12 protein-coding genes and 2 pseudogenes are annotated in these 24,592 nt (G+C 68.0%); 6 read left to right on the plus strand and 8 right to left on the minus strand.

The features are described from left to right. Positions 1-159 precede the first annotated feature (159 nt). The 3 genes from ACZ7MG_RS13585 (at position 160) to ACZ7MG_RS13595 (ending at position 2,514) form a co-directional block, all read left to right on the plus strand. Positions 160-1,143, plus strand: a complete 984-nt coding sequence (locus tag ACZ7MG_RS13585; protein WP_471390177.1) for a permease — start codon at positions 160-162, stop codon at positions 1,141-1,143. After that, positions 1,140-1,934, plus strand: a complete 795-nt coding sequence (locus tag ACZ7MG_RS13590) for a TIGR03943 family putative permease subunit (RefSeq protein ID WP_471390180.1) — start codon at positions 1,140-1,142, stop codon at positions 1,932-1,934. Before ACZ7MG_RS13585 ends, ACZ7MG_RS13590 begins: the two co-directional genes overlap by 4 nt. Positions 1,935-2,010: 76 nt before the next feature. Then, positions 2,011-2,514 carry a hypothetical protein gene (locus tag ACZ7MG_RS13595; RefSeq protein ID WP_471390183.1) on the plus strand — a complete coding sequence of 168 codons (504 nt, stop codon included), beginning with the start codon at positions 2,011-2,013 and terminating at the stop codon, positions 2,512-2,514. Positions 2,515-2,858: 344 nt separating this feature from the next. Here the strand turns inward: ACZ7MG_RS13595 and ACZ7MG_RS13600 are convergent, their stop codons facing one another. Further along, a complete protein-coding gene (locus ACZ7MG_RS13600; protein ID WP_471390186.1) occupies positions 2,859-7,133 on the minus strand; it encodes an NACHT and WD repeat domain-containing protein in 4,275 nt (1,424 codons plus the stop codon). Between the two features lie 729 nt (positions 7,134-7,862). Between ACZ7MG_RS13600 and ACZ7MG_RS13605 the strand changes: the two genes are divergently transcribed. Together ACZ7MG_RS13605 and ACZ7MG_RS13610 are read left to right on the plus strand one after the other, a co-directional pair. Next, entirely contained in the window at positions 7,863-9,077 is a 1,215-nt protein-coding gene (locus ACZ7MG_RS13605) for a cytochrome P450 family protein (protein ID WP_471390188.1), read from the plus strand. 350 nt (positions 9,078-9,427) lie between these two features. Then, positions 9,428-9,718 (plus strand): annotated as a pseudogene (locus tag ACZ7MG_RS13610) (PE-PGRS family protein); the annotation flags it as partial. On the opposite strand, the gene ACZ7MG_RS13615 reads toward ACZ7MG_RS13610, so the two are convergent. The 4 genes and pseudogenes from ACZ7MG_RS13615 to ACZ7MG_RS13630 form a co-directional block, all read right to left on the minus strand. Then, on the minus strand, positions 9,648-10,763 hold the full coding sequence (locus tag ACZ7MG_RS13615) for a hypothetical protein (RefSeq protein ID WP_471390191.1): 1,116 nt from the start codon (positions 10,761-10,763) through the stop codon (positions 9,648-9,650). The pseudogene ACZ7MG_RS13610 and the gene ACZ7MG_RS13615 overlap by 71 nt on opposite strands. 882 nt (positions 10,764-11,645) lie before the next feature. After that, complete coding sequence (locus ACZ7MG_RS13620) at positions 11,646-12,080, minus strand: hypothetical protein (protein ID WP_471390194.1); 435 nt, start codon at positions 12,078-12,080, stop codon at positions 11,646-11,648. 322 nt (positions 12,081-12,402) lie between these two features. Next, positions 12,403-12,651, minus strand: a pseudogene (locus tag ACZ7MG_RS13625) (helix-turn-helix domain-containing protein); the annotation flags it as partial. Further along, positions 12,621-15,836, minus strand: coding sequence for a TrlF family AAA-like ATPase (locus ACZ7MG_RS13630; RefSeq protein ID WP_471390197.1), 3,216 nt, complete (start codon positions 15,834-15,836; stop codon positions 12,621-12,623). The gene ACZ7MG_RS13630 and the pseudogene ACZ7MG_RS13625, both read right to left, overlap by 31 nt. 73 nt (positions 15,837-15,909) lie before the next feature. On the opposite strand from ACZ7MG_RS13630, the gene ACZ7MG_RS13635 reads away from it, so the two are divergent. Further along, the gene (locus ACZ7MG_RS13635; protein ID WP_471390200.1) at positions 15,910-16,461 is read left to right on the plus strand and encodes a hypothetical protein; all 552 of its coding nucleotides are present in this window, start codon (positions 15,910-15,912) and stop codon (positions 16,459-16,461) included. Positions 16,462-16,544: 83 nt separating this feature from the next. Here the strand turns inward: ACZ7MG_RS13635 and ACZ7MG_RS13640 are convergent, their stop codons facing one another. From ACZ7MG_RS13640 to ACZ7MG_RS13650, 3 genes are all read right to left on the minus strand, one after another. Further along, positions 16,545-17,339 (minus strand): 3'-5' exonuclease family protein, encoded by a 795-nt coding sequence (locus ACZ7MG_RS13640; RefSeq protein WP_471390203.1) that lies wholly within the window; start codon positions 17,337-17,339, stop codon positions 16,545-16,547. 306 nt (positions 17,340-17,645) lie between these two features. Next, positions 17,646-21,587 carry a hypothetical protein gene (locus ACZ7MG_RS13645; protein ID WP_471390205.1) on the minus strand — a complete coding sequence of 1,314 codons (3,942 nt, stop codon included), beginning with the start codon at positions 21,585-21,587 and terminating at the stop codon, positions 17,646-17,648. A gap of 181 nt (positions 21,588-21,768) precedes the next feature. Further along, the gene (locus ACZ7MG_RS13650) at positions 21,769-23,922 is read right to left on the minus strand and encodes a hypothetical protein (RefSeq protein ID WP_471390208.1); all 2,154 of its coding nucleotides are present in this window, start codon (positions 23,920-23,922) and stop codon (positions 21,769-21,771) included. Positions 23,923-24,592: the final 670 nt, after the last annotated feature.

Genomic DNA, 24,592 nt, shown 5'->3' on the forward strand with positions numbered 1-24,592 from the left:
CACAGGGTGATGCACCGGACGCTACATGAAAATGGATCCCATTACTAAAAACGGGATTCGAGGGTGACCGTGAGCAACCCCGCGCCGGGCGCCGTATGGGAGGAAAGGGTCGAACAGGCCCGCTCGCCGCAGCCGTTCCCTACGGAGGTACCGTCCCCCGTGGCCACAATCAAGGAAGAAGCCCCCGGGCGCGGGAGGCATCTCGACCCGCCGCTGCTGCTCACGATGGTGCTCGTGCTGGCGGTGGTCGCGCAGGGGCCGCTGCGCGGTCTGCTGTCCGCGCCCGTGACACAGAGCTGGATGACGGTGTTCGTGGCGGTGGTCGTGCAGGCCCTGCCGTTCCTGGTCATCGGGGTGCTGCTGTCCGCGGCCATCGCGGTGTTCGTACCGGCCTCGTTCTTCGCCCGCGCCCTGCCGAAGCGGCCCGCGCTCGCGGTACCGGCGGCGGGCGTGGCCGGGGTGGTACTGCCGGGCTGCGAATGCGCCTCGGTGCCGGTCGCGGGCGCCCTCGTGCGCCGGGGCGTGACGCCCGCGGCGGCGCTCGCCTTCCTCCTGTCCGCCCCCGCCATCAACCCGATCGTCCTGACGGCGACCGCCGTGGCCTTCCCGGGCAACCCCGAAATGGTGCTGGCCCGGCTCGTGGCGAGCCTGCTGGTGGCCTGCGCGATGGGCTGGCTGTGGCAGGGAGTGGGTCGTGGCGAGTGGATGCGCCCGCCCGAGCGCCCCTCCTACGAGGGGCAGAGCAAGGGCGCCGCCTTCTGGGGCTCGGTGCGGCACGACGTGATGCACGCGGGCGGCTTCCTGGTCGTCGGCGCGATGGCGGCGGCCACGCTCAAGGCGGTCGTCCCGGCGAGCTGGCTGAACGCCGCCGCCGACAACCCCGTCATCGCGATCCTCGCCCTCGCCGTCCTGGCCGTACTGCTGTCGATCTGCTCGGAGGCGGACGCGTTCGTCGCGGCCTCGCTCACCCAGTTCTCCCTGACCTCCCGGCTGGCCTTCCTGGTCGTCGGCCCGATGATCGACCTGAAACTCTTCGCCATGCAGACCGCCACCTTCGGCCGCGCCTTCGCGCTCCGCTTCGCCCCCGCCACCTTCGCCCTCGCGATCCTGGTGTCGGCCCTCGTCGGGGCGGTGCTGCTGTGAACCGCCAGGCCCAGACCGTCATCCTCTTCCTCACCGGCGGCGCCCTCCTGCACGCCGGCTTCACCGACCTCTACCTCCGCTACGTCAAGGCGGGCCTGCGCCCCCTCCTCATCGGCGCGGGCCTCGTCCTCATAGCCGCCGCCCTCGCCACGCTCTGGTACGAACGCCGGGCGCGACGCCAGGACGGCGAACAGCGCAGCCGGCAGGACGGCGAACAGCACGGCCAACAGGACGGCCAACAGGACAGCGAACAGGACGGCCACGGCGAGCCGCACGCCCACCGCGAGCCCCGGGTCTCCTGGCTCCTCGTCCTCCCCCTCCTCGCTCTCGTCCTGGTCGCCCCGCCCGCCGCCGGTTCCTACACCGCGATGCGCACCGGCACGGCACTCCAGGAACAGCCCTGGGGCTATCCGAAGCTCCCCGCCGACGGCCCGCTCCGCCTCAGCGTCGCCGACTACGCCGGCCGCGCGGTCTACGACAAGGGCCGCGCCCTCGCCGACCGGCCGCTCAAGGTCACCGGGTTCCTCGCGTTCGACGGCTCCGGCACCCCGTACCTCGTCCGCATGGCCCTCAACTGCTGTGCCGCCGACGCCCAGCCCGTGAAGATCGCCCTCACCGGCGAACTCCCGGCCGTCCTCCAGCCCGACACCTGGATCGAGGTCACCGGCACCTACACCCCGAAACGCACGAAGGACCCCCTCAACGGCACCGCCGTCCCGTACCTCCACGTCGCCACCACCAGGCCGGTCAAGGCCCCCCAGGACCCGTACGACGAGGCATGGAACGGCTGAGGGCGGGTGACGGGTAACGCCCTGGATAGCTGACGGGTCGTCAGTTATGGTCGCCCGCAACGCCGTATCCGAAGGGATGAGCCCCGTGCAGACACGTCCCGAGAGCCCACAGCCGCCCGGTGCCCCGCGCTGGGTCGCGATGTTCTACGAGCCCTCCTCGTCCTCCTGGCGGGTGGGCGCGGAGTCGCCGTACCGCTTCCCCGTCGCCTACGCGATGGGCGAGATGACCCAGACCCTGCGGGCGCGCGACGCCGACCCGGTCGCCGTGCTGTGGGGCCCCAGGGGCGGGGAGTGGGAGCGGCACGACCCGCCGGCCGCGGCCGCCCCGCCGCAACCACCGCCCGGCGCGCCCGCCGAGGCTCCCGGCGGTACGCCCAGCAAGTTTCAGGAGCGTCTGACCGACCGGCGGCAACAGGTGCTGATGGCCGGCCTCGGCAAGGCCGGGCTCTACGATCTCGCGCCGGACGATCTGGCCGCCGTCCAGGCCGTCGTGGACGGACTCGACGAGACGGCCGTCCGCAGGATCGCCCACTGGCTCACCGTGGCGGGCGGGGCCCGGGCCGGGGTGCCGGAGGCATGAAGCCGCGGGCATGAAAGGGCCCGGTCGCTGGCGACGGGGGATGCACCAGCGACCGGGCTATGGCCAAGGCTAACAAGGCTGCTCGTAGGACGGGAGCCGACTGCTCGACTGCGTGGACAAGTTGTGATCGGGATCACGCGCCGAGGCCCTACCGCCCAAACGTTCGTTAGGCGATGCGGTGGCGCCGCCCAAACGTTTGTTGGGCGCACGGTGGGCCCGCCCAAACGTTTGTTAGATGCCGCGGCGGGCCGCCCAAACGTTTGTTAGACGCCGCGGTGGGCCGCCAAACATTTGTTGGACGGCGAGTGCGGGACTCCCAAACGTTTGTCAGGCACCCGCCTCTGTCACGCCCCCGCGCACGGCGGCTCGTACGACAGCCGCGGCAGATACTCGTCCCACTTCTCCCGCGTGAGCACCCCACGTGTCGTCGAGCAGATCCGCCGTACGGCGTCGTCCACGTCCAGGTTCCACAACCGTACGGTGTCGGCGCCGCTGGACACCCCGAGCATGTGGCTGTCGGGGCTGAAGGACAGGAACTGGCCGGTCTTGGCGTTGGGGCTCATCGCCTGGCCGATGGGGGAGGCGTCGGCGGGGTGGGCGACGTCCCAGAGATGGACGGTGCTGTCGTTGCCGCCGCTGGCCAGGGTCCGGCCGTCCGGGCTGAAGGTGAGCGACACGATCGCCTCGGTGTGGCCGATGAGCGGGGAGCCCAGGGGAGTCGCCTCGCCGGGGTCGGAGACGTCCCAGAGCCGGACCGTGTCGTCGCCGCCCCCGCTGGCCAGCGTCCTGCCGTCCGGGCTGTAGACGAGGTCGCTGACCGCGCCGCGGTGCGCGGTCAGGGGCCCGTCGAGCCGGGTGGAACGGCCCGGATCGGCCACGTCCCACAGCCGGATCGTGCCGTCGGCGCTGCCGCTGGCGAGCGTCCGGCCGTCGGGGCTGTAGACGAGGGCGAGGATGTAGCCCTTGTGGCCGGTGAGGGGCTTGCCGAGCGGGACCACATGGGCCGGGTCGGAGACGTCCCACAACCGCACGTCGTGGTCGCCGTAGGAGGTGGCCAGGACCCGCCCGTCGGGGCTGTAGGCCTGCGCGTCGGTGTACCGGATGCGCAGCGGGAGGGGCGATCCCCGCAGGACGGGGCGGGCGGGATCGCTGACGTCCCACAGATACAGGGCCCGGTTACCGGCCACGATGGAGAGCGTGCGGCCGTCGGGCGAGAACGCCAGGGAGCGGTTGCCGCTGTCCTTCAGCGTGAACGCCTTCCCCAGCAGCACGGGCCGGCCGGGCTCCGCCACGTTCCACAGCCGGATCCGGCCGTCGCGCCCGGCCGTGGCCAGCACCCGCCCGTCCGGCCGGAACACGCCGTTGCGCCCGACCATGTCCGCGGTCGGCACCGACCACAGCCGGACCTTGCTGTCCCCGCTCCCGGTGGCGAGGGTCCGCCCGTCCGGGCTGAACCCCAGGGCGAACATCTCCCCGCTGGCCCCGGCCAGGGGCTCGCCGACCTGGGACGGGTACGCGGGGTCGTCGACGTTCCACAGACTCGCCGTACTGTCCGCGCTGGCGGCGGCGAGCAACCCCCCGTCCGGGCTGAACGCCACGGACCAGATGGGGCCGGTGTGCCCGGTCAGCGGCGCCCCGAGCGCACTCGCCCGCCGGGGCTCGGCCACGTCCCAGAGCCGGACGGTGTTGTCCGAACTGCCGCTGGCCAGCGTCCGCCCGTCCGGACTGAAGGCCAGCGAGTGCACCAGGCTCGTATGCCCCTTGAGCACGGTGCCGAGGGACGCCGGATCACGCGGATCGGCCACGTCCCAGAGCCTGATGCTGTTGTCGTCGCCCCCGGTGGCCAGCGTCTTCCCGTCCGGGCTGAACGCGACGGCGCGCACGGGCGCGCTGTGCCCGGTGAGCGGCGCGCCGAGCGCCGTCGCGTGCGCCGGATCGCTCACGTCCCACAGCCGTACGGTCCGGTCCTCGCCCACGGACGCGAGCGTCCTGCCGTCCGGGCTGAAGGCGATCAGGAAGATCGTGCCGTCGTGTTCGGTGAGCGGCGCGCCCAGCGTGCGCGGCGCACGCGGATCGGCCACGTCCCACAGCCGGATGGTGCCGTCGTCCCCGGCGCTGGCGAGCGTACGGCCGTCCGGCGCGAAGACCGCGCTGCTCACCCAACTGCCGTGGCCGGTCAGAGGCTTGCCCACGGCCTCGGGCCGGGACGGGTCCGCCACGTCCCACAGCCGTACGGTCCGGTCGTAGCTGGCGGTGGCCAGGTACTTCCCGTCGGGGCTGAACGAGGTGAGATAGACGGCGCCGCCGTGGCCGAGCGCCGGGGTGGCCAGGGGCGCGTTGACGATCGAGACGAGCCGGTTGTTGGTGCCCTCGTCGTCGGGCCGCAGGTCGTGCGCGACCAGATCGAGCTGGGCGGAGAGCGAGGGGTCCGAGTACTGGACGCGATCGGCCTGCGCCACCACCTGCTCGAACACCGCGTCGTTGCGCTGCTGCCAGGCGACCACCGCCGACCCCACGGCCACCAGCGCGAACGCCACCAGCGCCGCCACCGCGCTCCGCCGGATCCGGACCGTACGCCGGCGCAGGCGCACCGAGGCGGCCAGGAACTCCACCGCGCTCCGGGTCAGGAAGGTGTCACCGGCGTCCTTGGTGGCCTTGGCCCAGGTGTGCGCCTGTTCGAGCCGCGAGCCCCGGTAGAGCAGCGAGGAATCGCGCTCGGAGTCCTCCCAGGCCCGGCCGTCCTCCTCCAGGCGCTGCCGCAGCAGATGGTCGTTGCGCCCCTCGTCGATCCACCCGCGCAGGCGGGGCCAGGCGTGCAACAGCGCCTCATGGGTGATCTCCACGGTCTCCGCGTCGAGCGTCAGCAGCCGGGCGCGGGCCATCGCCTCCAGCGACTCCTCGGTCTTCGCCGGGTCCGCCGAACCGTCCGCGAGCTGCCGCCGGGTGCCCCGGCGCCGGGTGGCCTGGGTGTCCTCGTTCAGCCGGACCAGCCGCAGCAGCACCAGGCGCGCGGCCGTACGGGCCGCCGGGTCCAGCCCCGACCAGGCCCGCTCGGCGGTCGCCGCCACCGCGCCCTGGATACCGCCTGCCGCCCGGTAACCGGCCAGCGTCAGCCGCCCCGCCTTGCGCCGCTGCCAGGTCACCAGCAGGGCGTGCGACAGCAGGGGGAGCACGCCTGCATCGTGCGCCCCGCGCGGGCCGTCCGCGCTCACCTCCCGCACGATCAGTTCCGCGAGCCCCGGCTCCAGTTCGAGTCCCACGGCCTTGGCGGGACCGGTCACCGCCTCCCGCAGCTCCGCCGTCGTCAACGGCCCCAGCACCATGTGCCGGTGCTGCAACGCGTCCGCCAGCTCCGGATACCCGAGGCACTGCTCGTAGAAGTCCGCCCGCACCCCGAGCACCACGACCACGGGCGCCGCCCCACCCTCCTCCCCAGGCGTGCACGCCGCACTGAGCAACTGCACGAAGGTCCGCCGGTCCGCCTCGTCGGCACAGAGCGTGAACGCTTCTTCGAACTGGTCGACGATCAGGACGGGGCGGGGGGCGGTGGGGGAGAGGGCACCGCTCGGGGGCGGAGTGGTGAGGCCGGGGGAGGGGGCGCCGCCCGGCGACGGCGTGCTGGGGGGTGGAGGCGCAGGGGTGCTGCCGGGGCCGGCGGATGGGGAAGCGCTGCCGTCCTCGGGGGTGGCGGCGCGTCGGCGCGCCCAGGCCGCGACGGCCTCCCGTACGGCATCCGCGAACAGCGGCGTACCGGGCTCGTAGGCGGCGGACACGACCCGCGCCAGCTCCGGTATCCGGCGGGTCAGCTCCCCGACCGGATCGGCCCCCGGTACGAGCTGCAGCACCTGCCCGCCCCGCCGCCGCGACGCGGAGGCTCCCGGGGCGGCGGCCGGAGCCCCGCCCGCGGGCCACTCACCCGCCGGGCTCGGGTGGTTGTCACCGTCTGCGGCGTCGTCGAGGGCACCGCCGCGCACCGCGGGCACCAGACCGGCGTGCAACAGGGAGGACTTCCCGGCGCCCGAAGCGCCCACGAGCATCACGAGCCCACCCGCGCGCCCCGCCGCCCGCAACTGCTCGACGAGCGCGTCGGTGCTCCGCTCCCGCCCGAAGAACCAGCGGGCGTCCTGCTGCCGATACGAGGCCAGCCCCCGGTAGGGGCAGACGCCACCGGGCAGAGGCGAGCCCTCACCGGGAGGCTGCTCGCCGCCCGGGGACTCGGTCGTGGCCGTGCCGGTGCCGGACCCGGAGCCCGCGTCCGCAGGGCGTTCCCGTTCCCCGACGGGATCGGCGAGCGCCCGCTCCCACAGCCGCTGCCACTGGGCCATGTCGTACAGCCCCTTGGACACCGGAACGGGCCGCGCCCGCCGCGCCTCGGGGATCAGCACCTGCAGTACGGCGGCGAGGGCGGCGAACTGCGCCGGCACGTTCCTGGCCCGCCGCCAGTCACTGATCCGCTGGGCGGACACCCGCACGGGCCGCCCGCGTTCATCGGCCCGCTGCAGCCGGACGACCGACTCGGAAACACTCTTGAGAGGAGGATTGCCCGCTTCCTTGTACAGCAGCGCGAGACGTTCCGCGAAGGCCGTGCGAGCCCCTGAGTCATGACTCAAGGCATCCACCCCTTACCTTCCCCCGCTACCTGGACATCCGGACCGGAAAACTCACCTTATATGCCTGACCTGCGAAAACGCCGTCTCCGGACGGCCGGCCCCTCCTCCCCACCACCCCCGACTGGCAGGATCTGGCCCAAGCCGCCCACACCCGGTGCACCGCCCACCCGGGCCACCGGCATCGCTTCCGCAAATCCGCCCCATCATGCCGCACACCCCCGGCCGGCCCCCGCGACGCCCCCGCCCCGCGCACCGCCCCACCGACCTCGATCCCTGTCCCCCTGACACGGATCGACACCCCCGCGACGTTCGGCACCGGTCCCCACGTGGGGAGGGACCGGTGCCGAACGAAGCGACGCCGCGATGCGCGGAGCTCTGCCGGAAGCGGCCGGTCCCCCCAGCGGACTCCCGACGGAGGATCCGCCGCGGCCTCGAAGGCGGGTCACACCCTCCGGCATCCGAACCCGAGCGACACCAGAGCCGCCCCCACTCAAGACCCGGCACCGCTGCGACGCCGACCTTCTCTCTCTTCCACTTCCACGGGGAGGGAACGCCCGTCCGCCCTGCACCGGAACCACACCCTGGCGCACGAGATCGGCCACCTCATCCGCGAGCCCTCCGGCACTCTGGAACCGGACGCCGCCGCCGAACCCACAAGGAAGGGCCGCCGTCACCGACGACCCGCCACGGACGACCCGCCTCCGCCGAAACGGACCCCGCCGAAACGGACCCCGAAGCGTGCCCGACCCGACCACGACGCCCGACCCGACCACTACACCCGACCCCCTGCGGGACCCGGGCTTCTTCGCCGACCCCTACCCGACCTACGCCCGGCTGCGCGAGGCGGCACCTGTACGAAAGGTGCCCACCGGCACAGGCGCCCGCCCCAGCTACCTGATCACGGGCTACGCCGAAGCTCGGGAGGCCTTCACCGATCCGCGGCTCTCGAAGGACACCACGCGGTTCTTCGCCGACCGCCCGTCGGGGCGGGACCTCCACCCGGCCGTAGCCCGGAACATGCTCGCCACCGACCCCCCACAGCACGCACGGCTACGGGCCCTGGTGACCAAGGCGTTCACCACCGGAGCGGTCGCACGGCTGCGCCCCTACATCGCCGAACTGGTCGACGAGTTGCTCGACGCCTGGCCGGACCACGGAACGGTGGACCTCGTCGCGGACCTCGCCGTTCCGCTGCCCGTCACCGTCATCTGCGAAATGCTGGGGGTGCCCGAGTCCGACCGTGCGGCCGTACACACCTGGTCGAGCGACCTGTTCGACGCCGGAGACCCCCGGCGGATCGACGCCGCCTCACACGCCGTCGGCGACTACATGACCGACCTGGTCGCCATCAAGCGAGCCTCGCCGGGCACCAGCCTGCTCGACGACCTCATCGCGGTACGGGACGGCCAGGACCACCTGACCGAGGACGAACTCGTGTCGCTGGCAGTCCTCCTCCTGGTCGCCGGCCACGAGACCACGACCAACTTCATCGGCAACGCGGCCCTGGCCCTGCTGCGGCACCCGGAGGAACTCGCGCGACTGAGGGCCGAGCCGCGGCTGCTCGGCGGCGCGCTGGACGAGCTGCTGCGCTTCGACTCACCGGTCGGGATCGCCACGTTCCGCTACACCACGGAGGCGCTCACGCTCGGCGGCACCGAGATCCCGGAAGGCGTCCCGGTCCTCATCGCACCCGGCGCCGCCAACCGCGACCCCGGCCGCTTCCCCGAGCCCGACCGGCTCGACCTCTCCCGAGGCGCCACCGGCCACCTCGCCTTCGGCCACGGCATCCACCGCTGCCTGGGAGCCCCCTTGGCCCGAGCCGAAGCCGAACTCGCCCTCCAAGCCCTGATCACCCGCTACCCCCAAGCCCACCTGGCCCCCACCGCCACCCCCCTGACCTGGCGCCACACCCGCCTGACCCGCGGCCTCACCTCCTTACCCCTCACCCTCTGACCTACTCAGCCAGCACATTGCCGAGCCCACCCCCACGACGCCTCAGCAACGCCAGAGGGCCCCTACCGATGCGGTAGGAGCCCTCTGACCTGCGATCCACCTGTCGGGGTGGCGGGATTTGAACCCACGACCTCTGCGTCCCGAATGAAGGCCGGGCGTGATCACCACCGGTTGGTTCGGCTCAGACCACAGCCGACGAGCTCTCCACGGCCACGGTGCTCAAAGTCCGCTTACCCATCCGCCGCTGGCGCCCGGCTGACGATGTCGGACAGAGGCCCGCGGTAGGTGGTGCCGAGCTTGCTCACCACGCCCAGGGTGGGACCGGGCCCGTTCTTCATGCGGCTTAGGGCATCGAGCAGGAGCGTGCCCAGTCCTCCTGGTACTCCTACAGCCGACGGGACGACCGGAAGCTGGACGCGGAGGCAGCTGTCCTGCGAACCGTCCGGGCCTGGTGCGGCGAAGACAAGGCCGACCGCTACGACGAGTTGGTAGCCCTACGCGCCGAGGTCATCCGGCTCGGAGAACTCGTCGAGAAGGCGGCCAAGGCCCTACGCGACCGAGGTCACGGCGTCATCGCCTCCACCATTGAGCGCGACCTGGGCGTCCATATCGCCACCCTTGATCCTGATGTGCGTCGATGACGCCGCGCCACGGGTCCGGCTCCGGCTTGGGAGGCGCTGGCTGTGCCGGAGGCTTCTCCTTCTCCGGCCGGTCAGGGTGCCACCCGTCGAGGAACGGCCGGAGCTGCTTTTTCGTCGGCTCCGCGCGGTAGCCGCGGGCGGCCAGGCCCTGGCCGTTCGTGGTGGGGTCGAGCTGATCGGCCTCCGTGTTCCCCCAAGTCGACCACTCACGCAGCCTCTCAGCTTCGAGGACGTCTTCCGACGCGGCGGCGACTTCATCCAGCGCGGCACAGAACTCCCGGATCTCACCCGCGGCCCGCCACTGCTCAAGGGCCGTGCCGAAGTGCTCGACCCGTACCGCGTGAACCGCCTTGACCGAAGCCGCACTTACCGCGGCCTCCCACTCCCGCCGCTCACGCTCCTCCTGCTCCGCCGCAAGCCGCCGACGCTCGGCCTCCTGCCGCTCCCGCTCCTCTCGCAGACGCCGCTGCTCCGTCTCTCGTTCCAGCCGCGCCCGCTCCTGATCCTCCGCGCGTGCCTTCAACGCCCGGAAGATTGAGCCGATCTGCTCCTCCAACGGCTTCTTCGCCGTATCGGCCCATTCCTTCTTCCAGCCGTAGCTGTAGCTGTAACCCGAGTTCTCGCTGACCAGCAGCTCCAGTTCGCCGGACGGCTCGGACTTGCGGGCCGGCGTAACCCGCTGCCAGTCGTACGTGCGTCGGCCCGGCTGCTTGGGGACGTACCGGACCTGCTTCTGCCGCTCACGGAAGCCGACCTCGTACGTCCTGCCGTGAACGGTGAGCAGCGGCCTCGGCTGCCTGCGCTTCTTGGACACCGCGATCTCGCCGTACCGCGCGAGCGCCTGATCGGCGAGGAGCCGAATCAGCGCGAGCACCCTCGGGAGGACCTCCTCGGAGATCTCGAACGCGCTGTGGTCCTTGGTGACCGCGGCGAGCACGTCCTCGACGTCGGTGATCACACGGCTGCGCGCCAGGCGGATCCGGTTCCACTCGGTGTCGTCCTCACCAGTCACCCGGAGCAGACCGAGGAAGAAGTCTCCCTTCACCCGCCCGCTGTACTTCAGGTGGTACCCGTCCGGAGCGCACTGCCGTGCCGCGTCGAACGCCCTGCGATACCGAGCCCGTTCCTCGGCACTGGGGTCCGGGATCCGAAGGAATCGTCCGGCCTTCTGCACCTGCGCGATGAGCGATGGCCCGACAGTCGCCGGCGACGGGCGCGGAGGTTGCACGGCACGCTTCGATACGGGCTCCGTCTCCGTCGGAAGGTCGGCATCCTGCCGAGGGCCGGCGGCAACCGGCGTCTCGGCTTCAGACGCCGCCGCGCGAGGCTTGCGTGGAGCCAGTTCCGGACGGTCGGGATGGTGACCGTGCTCCAGATAGAAGCGACCCGCGTCAGTGATCTCCGCCTGCCACCGCCCCTTCTTCCTGGGCATGGTCACCAAGCCCCGGTCCCTGAGCGCTACGAGGCGGCGGAATGCCACTGCTCGGGAGCCAACCTGGGAGCCGGATCCCGAAGATCACACCCAGTTGGCTCCCAAATGGCTCCCAAAACAGGGTCGAAACGCAAATCAGGCCCGGTACTGATCTCTCAGTACCGGGCCTGACCTGCTGTTTTGGCTGTCGGGGTGGCGGGATTTGAACCCACGACCTCTTCGTCCCGAACGAAGGACACGCGGGCTGCCTACCTGTATGGGATGCCGTTTGCGCAGGTCAGCGTGTCGGTCTCGGTCGGTTTGAGAGAGTCCCGCAGGGGCTCTGGGAGAAGATCTTCTCCCAGATTTCTCCCAATAGGCCGAGCTGCTGTAGTGCCGTCGTGATCACGCTCGTATTCACAGAAGCACATTCGCTGCCGTGGCGGCTCAGGAACTGAGGCTTTTACGGCGGGCAAGGAACGTGTACGTGGTGCCGTTCGCGTCCGTGTGGTGACCTCAGCCGCCGGTGACCGCCAGGTCCCAACCGCGCTGCTCTCGCATCTGCGCGGCGAAGGTGCGACGGTCCTTGATGGAACATCCGCAGGCGAGGCGTAGGTCAATGCTCACGTACTGGCTGCGGGGGTTCTGCTCACGGTCCGCCAGGCTCCAGTGGACGTCGTGGACATGGTCGGCAAGGCCGGTTCGCTCCTCGTCGTGGACGATGCCGTGTGCCCGCGCGAACTCGTCCAGGTCGTCGATGGCGAAGAGGGCGCTTCGCCACTGTCCGGGCCAGACGGCGAAGAGGCGGGATGCTCCGGCGACCGCCCGTTGGTGGGCATCGGGCCCCGCGCCCTGGGTGACTCGGCCGTCCTCGTGGACTTCGATGTAGCACGTGGTGTCCAGCGTATACGGGAAGTCCTTCCCAGTGGCCGCAGCGCTTCTCGGTTCCATGGCCCCCATCCCGCGGTGACCGTGAGGCCACGTTACGGCAGGGCCTCGGGGGCGCTGCAGCCTTCCTGAGTTTTGCCGACGGGCGGCAGCCTGATGGGCCGTGCAGCTATGTTGCCGTCGCCTCGATGGCGGCACCAGCAGTCAGCGGACTCGCGGGAGGTCTAGTGCCGGGCCGCACGCCGCGGAGGCCCGGCACCACTGACGTTGTTGCCGTGATGTCGTCGAGGTGAGTCTGGTTTCAGCGAGGCATCCGTTGATGAGGTTGCTGCGGTACTGGATCTGACGGAGACCGTGCCGAAGTGCCTTGATGAGGTGGTCTGGGTCGGTGAAGGCGGTGTTGACCTGGCTGCGTCTTGATCCGCGCAAGCGTCCAGGTCTGGTCCGGCCAGCCATGCGCGACAGGCCCCCTGGCGAGCTCCCGCTCGAGCACGGAGAACAGTCCCTCACTCAGCTTGGGTCGTGCCACCGGCCCGGCAGACCGCAGCCCCTCGGTGCCAGCGTCGTGCCAGGATCGGCGCCAGCGCTGCACCGAGCGCACACTCACCCGTAAGTCCTTGGCGACCTCGGCGTGACTGAAGACCAGCAGGGTGCGCCGGCCCAAGGCATGAGGGTTCCCCTAGCCGTGTAGGGCGGCTCGGTAGGTACTGAGCTCGTTGTTGTAGCGGCGTTCCCGGGACATAAATGCTGCGGTTCCCCCTCTAGGATGTCCTGGATGTCATGGCGGACCTTCGTCACCTCAATTGGGCCCACGTGCTCCTGTTCTTGGTACCCTTCGGCACCTGCCTCCGAAGCGCTGGTCTTGATTCGGATCCGGGAACCGTCGTTCTCGAGGACAATCACCCGCTCTGCGTCAGCATTTACGGGGATGTTGGCGTTGTGCGTGATCACGATGACCTGTCGGTGCCACCGGCTCTTCCTGATTTCCGGGACGATGAGCTGAGAGATCCACGCAGTATCGAGGTCGTCCTCAGGCTGGTCCAGCACGAGCGGTTCTGTCCCATGGTGCAGGACGAAGCTGAGCATGGCCGCACTGCGCTGGCCTGGCGAACCTGTGGTGACGGACTGCCAGTCGGCGTCGTTCTCTGCCTTGCCGCCGTCCCGTAGGAAGTACATCACCACCGCGTCGTCCGGGAAATTCATCGCGAGGCGGATGCGTTGTGTCGACTCCAGCTTGGCCAGCTTGCTCCACCATGTGGCTTTGCCGCCGGCCTCTTGGCGCAGTTGCGTGAAGTCGCAGGTCAGTAGGGATCCGCGCCACAGTTCCTGACGGCGTTGCCCGTCGTTGAGTGGGGCAATCCAAAGCCACTCGGCAAGGGCCGGGATGTCGTCCACGAACCCTCCTGATCGCACGCCGAGTTGACTACGTACCTCCTGTACCCAGCTGGTGCAGTTACCGTGCGAGATCACCTCGAAACGCAGTGACCCGCTGCGCTTAGCCACTTCTGCGAAGAGCGTCTCCCGGCGCCGGCGCCGCCGTTCGTATGTGCGCTCCAGGTCGGACCAAGCCGCTTTCTCCGCGCTGCGTAGCCCAGGGGCAGCGGCTTCGTCATCCTCAAGCTCCCGCAGGATTCCTTGCACGGAGTTCAGCGCCTCGGTAAGCGAGAGGTAGGCCGTGGGCTCCACGCCGAGCAGGCTCAAGCGCTGCTGGAACTCGATGATTTCCCTGTCCGCACGCTGCACCCGATCTGCCCACACTCCTGTCTGCTGCCGCTGGTGGTTCTGTGCGAGTGCCTCCTTCGCTGTTATGACACTGGCTCGGACGGTCCGGTTGAGGTCGTCACGGATCTGGGCAAGTTCCGCGTACAGCTGCCGGGGCTCCTCGTCCAACCCTGCTGGGGGCTTTGGCAGTGCGGCTTCCAGGCGCTTGATCGTCGCCGCGCCAAGTTCGTCCACTGCGGCTTCGAACCGCGAGGCATCGGCGCCGAGTCTGGCGTGGTCGCGCCTGATCCGCTCGCTCTCCAAACGGGAGCTCTGGCTCTCAGCATCCCCGAATGCCTCGATCTGATGGAGGAGTTCGTCGTGCCGGGCCTCCTGCGAGGGGCGCTGAGCGAGCCGCGCCTCGACGCTGAGGCGCTTAGCGACTCTCGTTAGGCACTGGGTCCGTACCCCATCCAATTCGATCGCGAATCCGCCCGGGGCGGCTGCGTCAGCCTCAAGAGCTGCGTCAACGAGGCTCAATAGGTGCTTGGACGCGGCGAAGCGGTCCGCACGGTCATGAGCGGTCCGCTCGAACAGTTCCTTCTGGCTGAAGACACGCATCGGGAAGTGTGTCGGCAACTGCACGCCGTTGCGCTCTGTGCGTGAGCCCAACGGGGAGCTCCACAGCGCAGTCTGCTGTTCCCGGGAGATGGCGAGCCTGTGCTGTGCGGTCAGTCGTGCCTCGCTGAAGACGCCATCGACGAAGGCGGTCGCCTCGTGCTCGATGGAGTCCGGCAGGCTCTGGGTGCTGCCGTACAGCTGCCGCAGTGCGGAGACCACGGTTGACTTGCCAGCGCCGCGGCCTCCGATGATGACGTTCAGCCGTGGGTCGAAGGAGACCCGTAGCGGCTCGATGGAGTTGCCCAACGTGCCGCCGAGTTCGATATTTTCCACCCAGGCGTGGTCGACGACATTCGGGTCGGGGTGTGCGATCAGCCGCGGATCCCAGCTCGGCATGATGCGGGCGTCGTGGTCAAGGAATGCCTGTCGTAGTGACTCTTTCGATGGCGTGTCCATCCGGATCCACGTGAAACGCGACCCCAAACCCTCCAGGCTGTAGGCGTCTGACGTCGCGAGAAACGGCATGCGGGCAAGACACGGGAATTCGCGGAGAGCCCTGTTAAGGAACCGGGCCACGAAGCCCTTGCCGGCGCACCGCTCCTCTGTTACCTCTCCGGGGTCCACCGCGCCGAGCCGGTCGTGGTGGAGTGCCTTCCAACGCAGATCCCCGCGCACGGTGTTCCCCGAGGCGAGGCCGTTGTCGGTGAGCACGTGTGGAGCAATGGCCAGCCACTGCTCAGGAAGCTCATCCAGAATCTGATTGACTGTCCGAGGAGCTGGCGCGGGATCATTCGTCCTCGGATTCAACGACGGATGGTCGTCGTCGAAGCCGCAAGTTCGAGCAAGCAGCACATCGATGTCCTGCTCCGTACGGTCTAGGTCGCCGATCAGTACCAGGTGAGCCCCATCCGACCCTGAGGCCGTCGTCACCTCGACCCCAGGGAACACGACGATGTCGTACCTGCGTCCCGCGGCCTGCATAACAGGCAGCCACGCACCGGTGTTGTGGTCCGCCAGTGCGATCACCTCGATGCCGCAGGCGCGGAGCCTCTCCATGTACGCGTCCGCGAAGCGGACCCGGTCTTCCTCCAGGGAGAAATCGTATGAACTACCAGCTGGTAGCGAGAACTTCCATGCTGGTGTGGCCACTTGAAGGTCACACTTGTACCAACGGGACGCCGTCATCACCGCTCTCAACGGGGCACAGAGACACTCCGTGCGCCAGATGGGACAGAAGCCCATTCTGGGGTAGCAGAGGCCGGAAGGATGTAGCTTTTGCGTGATCCTTCGGGGTTTTCTGGCCGCCCCGGGCTGAGGAGCGAGGGAGTGCTCTTGCTCACTGGCTGCTCGACACATGGCTCGTCGGTAGGAGCGCGGGCCCGATCTTGCGCTTCGTCGATACCGGAGTCGGAGCGCTGACCGCTCCGCTTGTTGGAGGATATGACGCAGGTGGAAGTGCGGGCCTGCATTACTCACCGTGCGTACGGAGCGCTGCATCAGGGTAATTCAGCCGAAGCCCTCGCCGGGCTACCAGACGACCCGCGCCTCTCACCGGCCCCAGGGAGAAGAAGTGAATCGCGATTTGGAGACTCGGGCATCGAAGATCTTCAAGAAACGGCAGGGAGAAATCTTATGGCCGTACGGGCTCGCTGTCCCGAACCAGCGACGTAGTGGGCTCAGCCAGGAACAGTGCGAGCAGGCCGCTGCTCGCGCGCGCGTGGCTCAGCAGGTCATCGTGGATTGGGCCGAAGACCATGGTCTGCGCAGCAGCGAGAGCGGGTGTTGTCCGCAGTGGCTGCTGCGTAATGCCAGCAGGACTTGTGAACCCGATACGTGTGGCAAGTACGGTTCTGGCCCTCGTGACGACGCGAGCTGGCTTGATCATCCCAATTTCTGGCTCAAGGACGGGCTGCCGACCGCGATCACGTCCGCGCCGTATTCAGTGAGTGAGGACGACCGAAGCCGGATTGATCAGTGGAAGAAAGCGGGCCTCATGGCGGCGTTCGGCGGACCGGGTTGGTACGGGTTCGGCACGACACAGATCGTCATGTGGCATCCCAAACGTCTCGCCTCCGTCTACTTGGCGGAAAAGGCTGATCGGCTTTTGAGGCACACGAAGTAGCGACCGCACGCTCGCGGGCGTAAGCCAGCGCTGAGGCTTGCGGTTGTCGGTGATGGCCGGGGGGAGGGGCCGGGTGCGGTGTGTCAGGCGGGATCGTGCTCCTTCCAAGCGAGCACCTGGACCGTTTCCAGGGGCCAGCGATGGTCCCGGTTGCTACCGGGGCGTCGGGCCTCGGTCTCCTGTACGTGCTGCTCGTACCAGTGCACCTGTTCTCGGTGGAGTGCGGGACGGGACAAGCGCCCAATGGCGGGGTGACATGCCCCGATCACCTGCGCGAGGACGAGTGTGGTCTCGGCGTCGCAAGAGGGATCACCGGGGCGTTCGTGCGGGATGCCGTACCACTCGGCGACCGCTTCCAATGCACGCCGACCGGAGCGGAAGGGTTCGGCGTGCCGGTCCAGGACGAGTGGGTCGCAGATCGGCGACAATCCGTTTGCCAGGCGCTCGGACAACGGCGTGAGCCCGTGGCGGAGCAGTTCGGTTTCCAAGGTGGTGAGCACGAAGGGGGCGTGCCAGACCACCAGTGGTTCCTTGGCCGCGGCATGCTCGGCGAGAGCGGTCGCCAGTTCTTCCAGCGCCTGGATGGCCGGTTCGCCGGAGGCACGTGCGTGCTCCACCGTGATGCTGTGATTCTTGCGAGGTGCGACGGACAACGGCCCGGGACCGGGATCGATGAGCCAGGATCGGTCCGTTCCGTCGCTGGTGCGCACGGCCGCACCGAGAATGCGGTCGACGCCGTAGCGGTTGCCGGTGGTCGCGATGTCCAAGGCCATGAGGCGGCGTCGGTGCCAGCCCGGGTGGTGACGGCGTGGTGGCGGCGCGGGCTCACGGACGTGTTCGCCGTGGTAGACGTCCCATCCGCCGAAGCCAGTGCTCACGAGCACCCCCTGCCCTGCCGGAACGGTCGAGCCACAGACCTCGCACTCTCCGTCCCGCTGATTGGAGCGCAGGGCGGAAGGGTCCGACGTAGTGCCGTCCGGGCCGGGTGTCGGTGCATGAGCCGGGTGATAGACCACCCAGCTACCCCACACGCTGCGGAGCAGCACGCCGGCCTCGGCCGCGACATCCGCGCCGCACCGAGCGCAACGACCTCCGTACTGATTTGTCCGTACCGGACTGTTCATTGCCTCACCTCGATGGTGATCTCGTGCCGAAGTAGGGCCCAGCCCAAAGCGTCTTGATGTTCATGAGCCTTGACCTTCGGGTGTGGTGAGGAGCCGTGCCGCACGGTCGGGATCGAGGTCCCACTGCAGGGTAAGCGTGGTCAACCTGTCCAACAGCCGGTAATCATCTGTTGGGTGACCGGTCAAGCCCTGAGCGAGGGCGACGGAGAGATGCGGCACGTCTGGGTCGCGGTTAGCTGCATCCCTGCTGAACTCGCTCTCCACTCGGCGGGCGAGAGAGCTGAGGAAATCCCCGACGATGTCCAGGACCGTATCCTCAGGTCCGAGTTCCGTGATGGCGTGGTTGGCCCGCTGGAACTGCTCTGAGGCTTGATCCGCGATGTCCTGATGGTTCGGGTGGGGCTCTCGCAGGGGCACCAGGTGTGCCAGACCGGACAGGCACTGGAGAGCCTGGTGCGCATCGATAACAGCATCGGTCAGCGGGGTCGGACGGGTCTCAGGAAGCGCGCTGCTCCAGGCGTCGAAGAGGTCGGCTCCCGGCCACAACCTGGTCTGGAGCTGGCGCGCGAGGAGTCTGACCGGTCTGCCGTCGATCAAGGGCACGAGCAGGACGGCACTGCGGTTGCCCTGGGATGCGGGATCGTGGTGCATCAGAGTGCTCAGCCGGTCCAGCGCCGCCGGCCACCGGGCGAAATCGTCCAGGTCGACACCCACCGCCCATTCCACGGCTGGCCAATCGGTCGCGTCGGCATCGGCGAGTGGCCGAGAGTAGAGCTGAACAGACAACCCCTCGGCCTCGGCGTCGGTCCGCAACTTCTGCTGGACGGCCTTCGCTCGGGCGTCGGCGGTCCTGCGGGCGAGGGTCGCCACCCGGGCGAGGGCCTTTGCGGAAGGCCCGGATCTTGCCTCGGCCCTGAGCGTCTTCGGTCCGAGGCTGCCCCAGACGAGTTCCGCGAGAACGGCGTGCAGGTCGGTCAAGGCGTTCACCAACTGCGTCAGGACGACGGGCGGTTCCTGGCCGATCAGATGCCAGCGTTCCTGATTCCTCACGCCTGCCACGTTCTTTCGCAACTTGTCTCGGGTGTCGCACGCGAGCGCACGGTGTTCGTCGGGGTCGACGAGCCTTCGAGTGAGACCGTCCGCAATCCCGGCCACGAGCAGCTGTAGATGATCTACGTCGCTGCCTGGAACGGCGTCGTCTGGAGACAGCGCGGACAGGGACGTGCTGTCGGCGGGCAGCAGGAGCGCGGCGGCCTGCTCGCTCAGCGTTGCCTGCATTGTACGAAGCTTGGCGATGTCCTGGGGGCGGCTGCGGCCGGTCAACCAGATCCGGGTGAGGTCTGTCAGGTACTTGTCCAGCATGGGGAGCAAGGCGCTCGCTGTGGCTGTCCGGCTGGTCCAGTCGGTAGTACCGGCCACCGCAGTGGCGATCTGGGCCTGTGTTCGGATCCATGCCACCTGGGCCGGCGAACGGTCGAACCGGCGCTCCATGCGACTGATTCCCGCTGTGAAGTCTCCGAAGGTCTGGGGGATTCCACCGGGCAGCAAGCTTTGGACGTCCACGCTCTCGCAGTGCGGCAGGCAGCCGAGCAGGATGCGGCTGAGTGCTCGGATCGACTGCTCAGGGTCCGGCTGCGCTTGATCCGACACATGCAAGAGGCGGACACGCGCGACCTGGCTACCGTCTCGCTCCATGACAGACGCCTCGATCACCCACGGGACGTGGGCCCTCAACCGTGTCAGGAAGGTCTCCTCCCCACCCGCCAGGTCCAGTAGAGCCACAGCCAGAGTCAACGACACCGTGCGCGCCGCCGTGAGAATGTCTCCGAGAGACTCGATTGATGAATCGGCGAGCAGCCGACCGAAGGGTGAGTTCGCGAGTGTCGATGGCCAATCCGTGAGGTCCAGGTCCGTTCCGGTGAGTACGGCCAGGAGTCGTTGTGCATCGTCGGCGTCACCGCACTGTGCGAGGACGCGCGCCAACGTGACCGTCCCGAGGCGTTCCACCACGGCGTCGCGCAGCGGCGAGCCGACCGGATCGGTCGCGCCGATCGCGGCCGTGGCTGCAGCGATTTCCGGCTTCAGATTGGGCAGCGGATCCCCACCGTGAAGGGCGAGTTGCAAAGTGATGCGGCGGAGTGACGGTGCCACCTGGTGCCGGTCGAGGATCCGTGCCCAGCCAACGGCGCAGCGGGTGAAATCGACCAACCGCAGGGCCTGGAGGACACCGGTGGTGGCAGCGACTCCGCTCCTGCGTCCGAGCTCGACCGAGATCTGATCCAACACGACGGAATCAAGGTCAGGACACTCGTTGAGAGCACCGGCCACGAACGGCTGCAATTGTGCGTCCGTCAGCATCTGCATCACCGCGATGACGGTCTCGTCCAGCATCGGCGGCGGCACCGCATGCACAGCGTCGGCCAACCGGCCCGAGCGCAACTGGTGAAGCCCAGTCAAGCGGCCCATCTGCTCATGAACAAGATGCTCATCGATCAGGCGGGACAGCGCTGCCCGAAGATCCGTGTTACCGAGGTGGAGTTGCTGCTGGACAGCTCGGACCGATAGGTCGGCGCCCCACCGGTGGGCTGTTGAGATCCGTGCCAGAATCTCGATCTCCGGCTGTCGGCCTTCGACCACCCGCCGTTCGACCTGCTCCGACAGGACGTCCGAAAGCCGTCGTCCGCGTGTGAGTAGGTGCGTGAACTCCAGGGTCAGCCCGTCTGCTTCTTCGTACGCCTCCCGCCAGTGCGGAGCTTCGGTAGCACCTGATGCGGACAGCCCGGCGTGGATCTGCTCCGCGACGTCCTCGTCGAGCGTCACGTTGATCTGAGTGCAGTCGGCCTTGCTCCGGAGTGGCAGTAGGTCCTCGCTCCTGGCCGAGCCCAGAAGCAGAACGCCGGGAATCGGCGCAAGTTCACGGTGCAGGGCGTCCCAAGCCTCGGCTGCTCCGATACCGATGCCGTCCACCACGAACCCGACCGGTGAGCGTGTCGAGGGTTTCAGAGCCTTAGCGAGCCGTACCAGCGAGGCTATGTCCTCGTTCCGCAGGAGCCGCACCCGATACCAGAGGACGTGCCTGGTCACGTAGGCGGCAGTCCACATGACGGTCGATTTGCCCACCCCGGAGGGCCCGGTGACGAGGACGCTCTCCTCGCGGGCGAGCGCTGTGGCAACCTGGTAGGTCAGAGTCGCCCTCGGGGCGGGCAGACCCGCGGCGATATGCCCCGGCTGAACGTCGATGCCCTCGTAGAAGCCGGCCGACGGAAGCGGTCGGTCGAAGTCCACGGGCTCGCACAGACCCGTAGTGAGTGCCTCTTCCAATGACTCGTGATCGATGGTTTCCACTATGTCCTGCGCGACGAGTGCGATGCTCGTCCGGCTGAGCCCACCCGCCTGCGCGAGACTTGTCACCGCATTCGTGTCGGCATGACCTGCCACGGCGTCGCGCAAGGCCAGGACGACTGGCTCCGCTGCTGCAGGTAGCAATCCGAATCGCTGCACCACTGCAGTGCGGGTCTCCTCCGCCGCAACTCGCCAAGGAAGCACGTAGAGGCTGACAGCGGTACACCAGGAGTCCTGCTCGTCTCGGCTCAACCCGGCTTGCGCAGCCTTCGTGTCGAATTCGCGTAGCACCGGGTGGTCTGCCGGGAGACCACACAATGGGTGGCCCCATGAGGTGAACCACTCGCCGTTCACCGGACGTTCGAGAACGAGCACCGGTCGACCGGCCACCATCGCCTGCTCACGCTTGAAATGTGCCCTGGCCATGGTGACGAGATGCTCGGCCACATCGGAGGCGGTGAAATCACCCACCCGCTCCTGCCGCGACTTCACCTGGACGTGCCAGGGTGTCGAGCCCTCACAGGAAAGATCTTCAAACCCCTCCGGGACGATGCGATCGACGGCGAGGGCGTTGGACAGAACGCGGCTGCACAACCATGCTCCGACGGCGTCCTGGTAGTGGAATCCCCGGCCAGCCCTTGCCCCTGAACGTGTCTTCATCCACAGGGACTCTGCGGGTTCGCTGTACGGATCGCTATGTGGCACATCCCCTGCGGGCTGTCCTTGCCTTCGACGCCCGTTGCCCTTGCTCGCCATCCAAAAAGCATGACAGCTCGGTCGGACGAGCGAGGCAAATCGTCGAGCCAGCTCCGCTCCGCATCATCTGTGGAGACCGAAAGGATCAAGCCGGATACATTGGACGCGGCTGCAAAGTCCCTGACTGTTCAGCTCTGCGCTGCTCAGCACCTAGATGGGACCACTGGCGCCCCAGCCCTTCCAGTCGCTGAAGCGCTGTGTGAGCAGTGGCGATTGCCCGGTATCCGCGGCTTGACCTCTCCACGACTGCGAGATGCGGCGACAGCAGGAAGGCGAGTGCGTTCGTCACCTCTTCCGCATCTACTCGCTCCCCGCGAGTACGAAGTTCGCGCCTGAGGTCGGTTACCTCCAGCCATGCCCCTTCGTGCAGTGGATCATCGGCCTCAATCAGGAGGATATCGAGCAGAATACGTTCGAGCTGTGCATGACGCAGCTGATCCTGCCGAGCTTGGTGAAGCAGCTCATCGCGCTGGTCTGCCGACAGAGCTGGGTCGATGAGCGGATGGAGAGAAGCGGCAGTGAGGGGGGTGAGCGCCTGAGCTCGGACAGCTTCGGCCAGAGTATCGGTATGGACAACGGTGATTGAGGGGTCGTTGTCGGCTTCTTCCTGCAGCCTTGGATCGAATCCAGGGCCTACAAGCAGCGTGAGGTCGGCTCCGACCTTGGCTCGATGAACCGGAAGGCGGGAGAGGGACTGATAGACGACGCGTCCCTTCGCAGACGTCTTGGCTTCGACGGCGAGGACGCGACGGTACACGCCCACCCCGGTACGGACGACGCCATCGGCAGCGTCCTGACCGCCGATGTGATGGCCGGGCATACCGAGGTAGGCGAGGGCCGCGATGACTGCCCGTTCCAGGCGCTCGGGAGACGCACTTTCATAGGCTGCCAACTCAACCTCCGTAGCGAGAGTCTCACCATGAGCGGCATTCGCTGGCAGCTCGGGGGCAATTGTGGTGTCGGGCTCTTGTGGTACTGCTGAGTCCAGCGGAGACATGTACGGCGTTGCGGCCCGAAGGGCGCGACCTAGAGCCGTGACACGGTACGTAGCCCACGAAGGCTTGGCTACCAGGCCACAAGCCAACAGCAGGTCCAGACGGGCTTTGATCGCGGAGGCGGGCAGTTGGCGACCGTTGGGGGGTGTGTACGCCTGCGCACGATCAGCGATACCGGCGGCGGTCGGAGTTGTCACGGTATCGAGTTCGTGCAGGATTTCCGTGAAGTAGAAGACGTGGCCTTGAATGATTCTGACCAGGTCGAGGGGCTGGTTGCTGACCACCCAAGCGGCGCCCGCTTCCGTAGCTGTCCAACTCGTGGACGAATCGCGTCGGATCAAGCCCAGCACCTTGGCTGCTTCCCGAGCACTCTTCGCGCTTGACACGGTCTTGATGCCAGGGAATGCCCCCTGGAGCAGTGCGGTGAACGCATCATCGGTGATCGAAGGGATAGCTGCCTCTGTGAGGAGTCGCAGAGCCTCCAGTCGGCCGTCGTTGTCCTGCTGTCCCGGCACGTACAGCGCTGAAGCGTAAGGGCGGTCGCGCAATGCTTGCTGATCGAGCTGGCTGAGCAGCAAGGCCACAGCTGGTGAAGGAGCTGGCAGGTCGACTGGCTCGTCGTCGATCTCCTGAGTGCCGGGGACGAGGAGAGGAGCGATTTGTTGGCCCGTTGCGGTCAGATGCACCTGCCCATCGAACAGATCGGCCAAGCCGAGGGCGCGCAGCCAGTTTGTACGGTCACGAATTGGACTAGGCGAGTCCCAGAGCAGTCCGAAGCGTCGTGCGATGTCTACCAGCTCATGATGTGTTGCAGGCTGTTGGGCCAAAGGCCCCATCAATTCGCCGATGAATTTGACATGCCGATGGAAGATGCTGATCAGATCGCGCGGATCGCCGCTTTCTAGCCACTGTAGACCTGACGTGGTTGGCGTGAAGAGATCTTCATCTCGGCGCAGCACTCCTGCCCGCACGAGATCCGGCAGGGTGCGACTGGAAGCTCGGCTTTGCGTCGGAAACGTGGAGTCCCGAGGCTGGTCGTCTGGCGATTTATTCAGGCTGTCGATCAAGTTGCGCAGCTGATCCACCCAACCCGATACCGAGCCGGACATTTTTGGTACGGAGCTCGTGCGCAATGACCAGGCGAGCGGGTGAACCATGTTTCCCATGGGGTGGAACAGTAGCCGCAGCGCCGGAAGTAATGGAAAGGAGATTGCAGATTCCGCCATGTTGACCAAATTGCGCACTTCAAGGTTCGTTTGCGATCAATTTTCAATCATTTCTGATTGATTTTAGGCGTTGTGTCTGTGAGTGCACCACTACATCGTGGATGTTCGGATGTTAGTTGCCGAGGTAGTTGGTGAGTGCTTGGGGCGCCTGCGGCGCTGCGCGAGGCCGCGGCAGGGCTCGCTTCGGCCAAAGAAGACGAAGGAGCCTTGCGACTCCTGGCCGACGACGAACGCGACCGGCGCCAAACCCGGGCGCCATCCTGCAGTCCTGGCCGGACGTGCCGCAAAAGGACGGACTTTGGTCGCGCAACGGCGTCCACCACGCAGTCCTTCGCTCGCGGCATCGAGCTCTGGACCACCTGCGGCAGTCGCCCTCGATGAGATCCTTACCTGGAACGCCCCTGTCGTAGCACTGCGTGTAGTGCTCGATCAGTGCGGCCCTGTCCTCTCCAACCGCAGGCCCTGCTGGAAGCCCCTGGACTTTGACGACGAAACCGTCACCTTCGGGCAGTTCCTCGACGCGCTCTCAGCCTTGCCGGACCCCACCGCCTCGGCATGATGTGCACGGCGACTGCGGGCGCGGGGAGCAGACCCGAGGCCCGCTGAGCACGGTACGGATCCAAAGCGGTCGGGCTCAGACCGCAGCAGGATGGCAGGCTCCCGAGTCAATGTTTCGCCTGCAGATCGG

This window comes from Streptomyces sp. NPDC107538 (assembly GCF_055657445.1).

Coding starts and splice junctions, on each gene's coding strand:
- ACZ7MG_RS13595 (WP_471390183.1), top strand. CDS start 2,011: ATGAGCCCCGTGCAGACACGTCCCGAGAGCCCACAGCCGCCCGGTGCC.
- ACZ7MG_RS13620 (WP_471390194.1), bottom strand. CDS start 12,080: ATGGAACCGAGAAGCGCTGCGGCCACTGGGAAGGACTTCCCGTATACG.
- ACZ7MG_RS13630 (WP_471390197.1), bottom strand. CDS start 15,836: ATGCAGCGCTCCGTACGCACGGTGAGTAATGCAGGCCCGCACTTCCAC.
- ACZ7MG_RS13645 (WP_471390205.1), bottom strand. CDS start 21,587: ATGAAGACACGTTCAGGGGCAAGGGCTGGCCGGGGATTCCACTACCAG.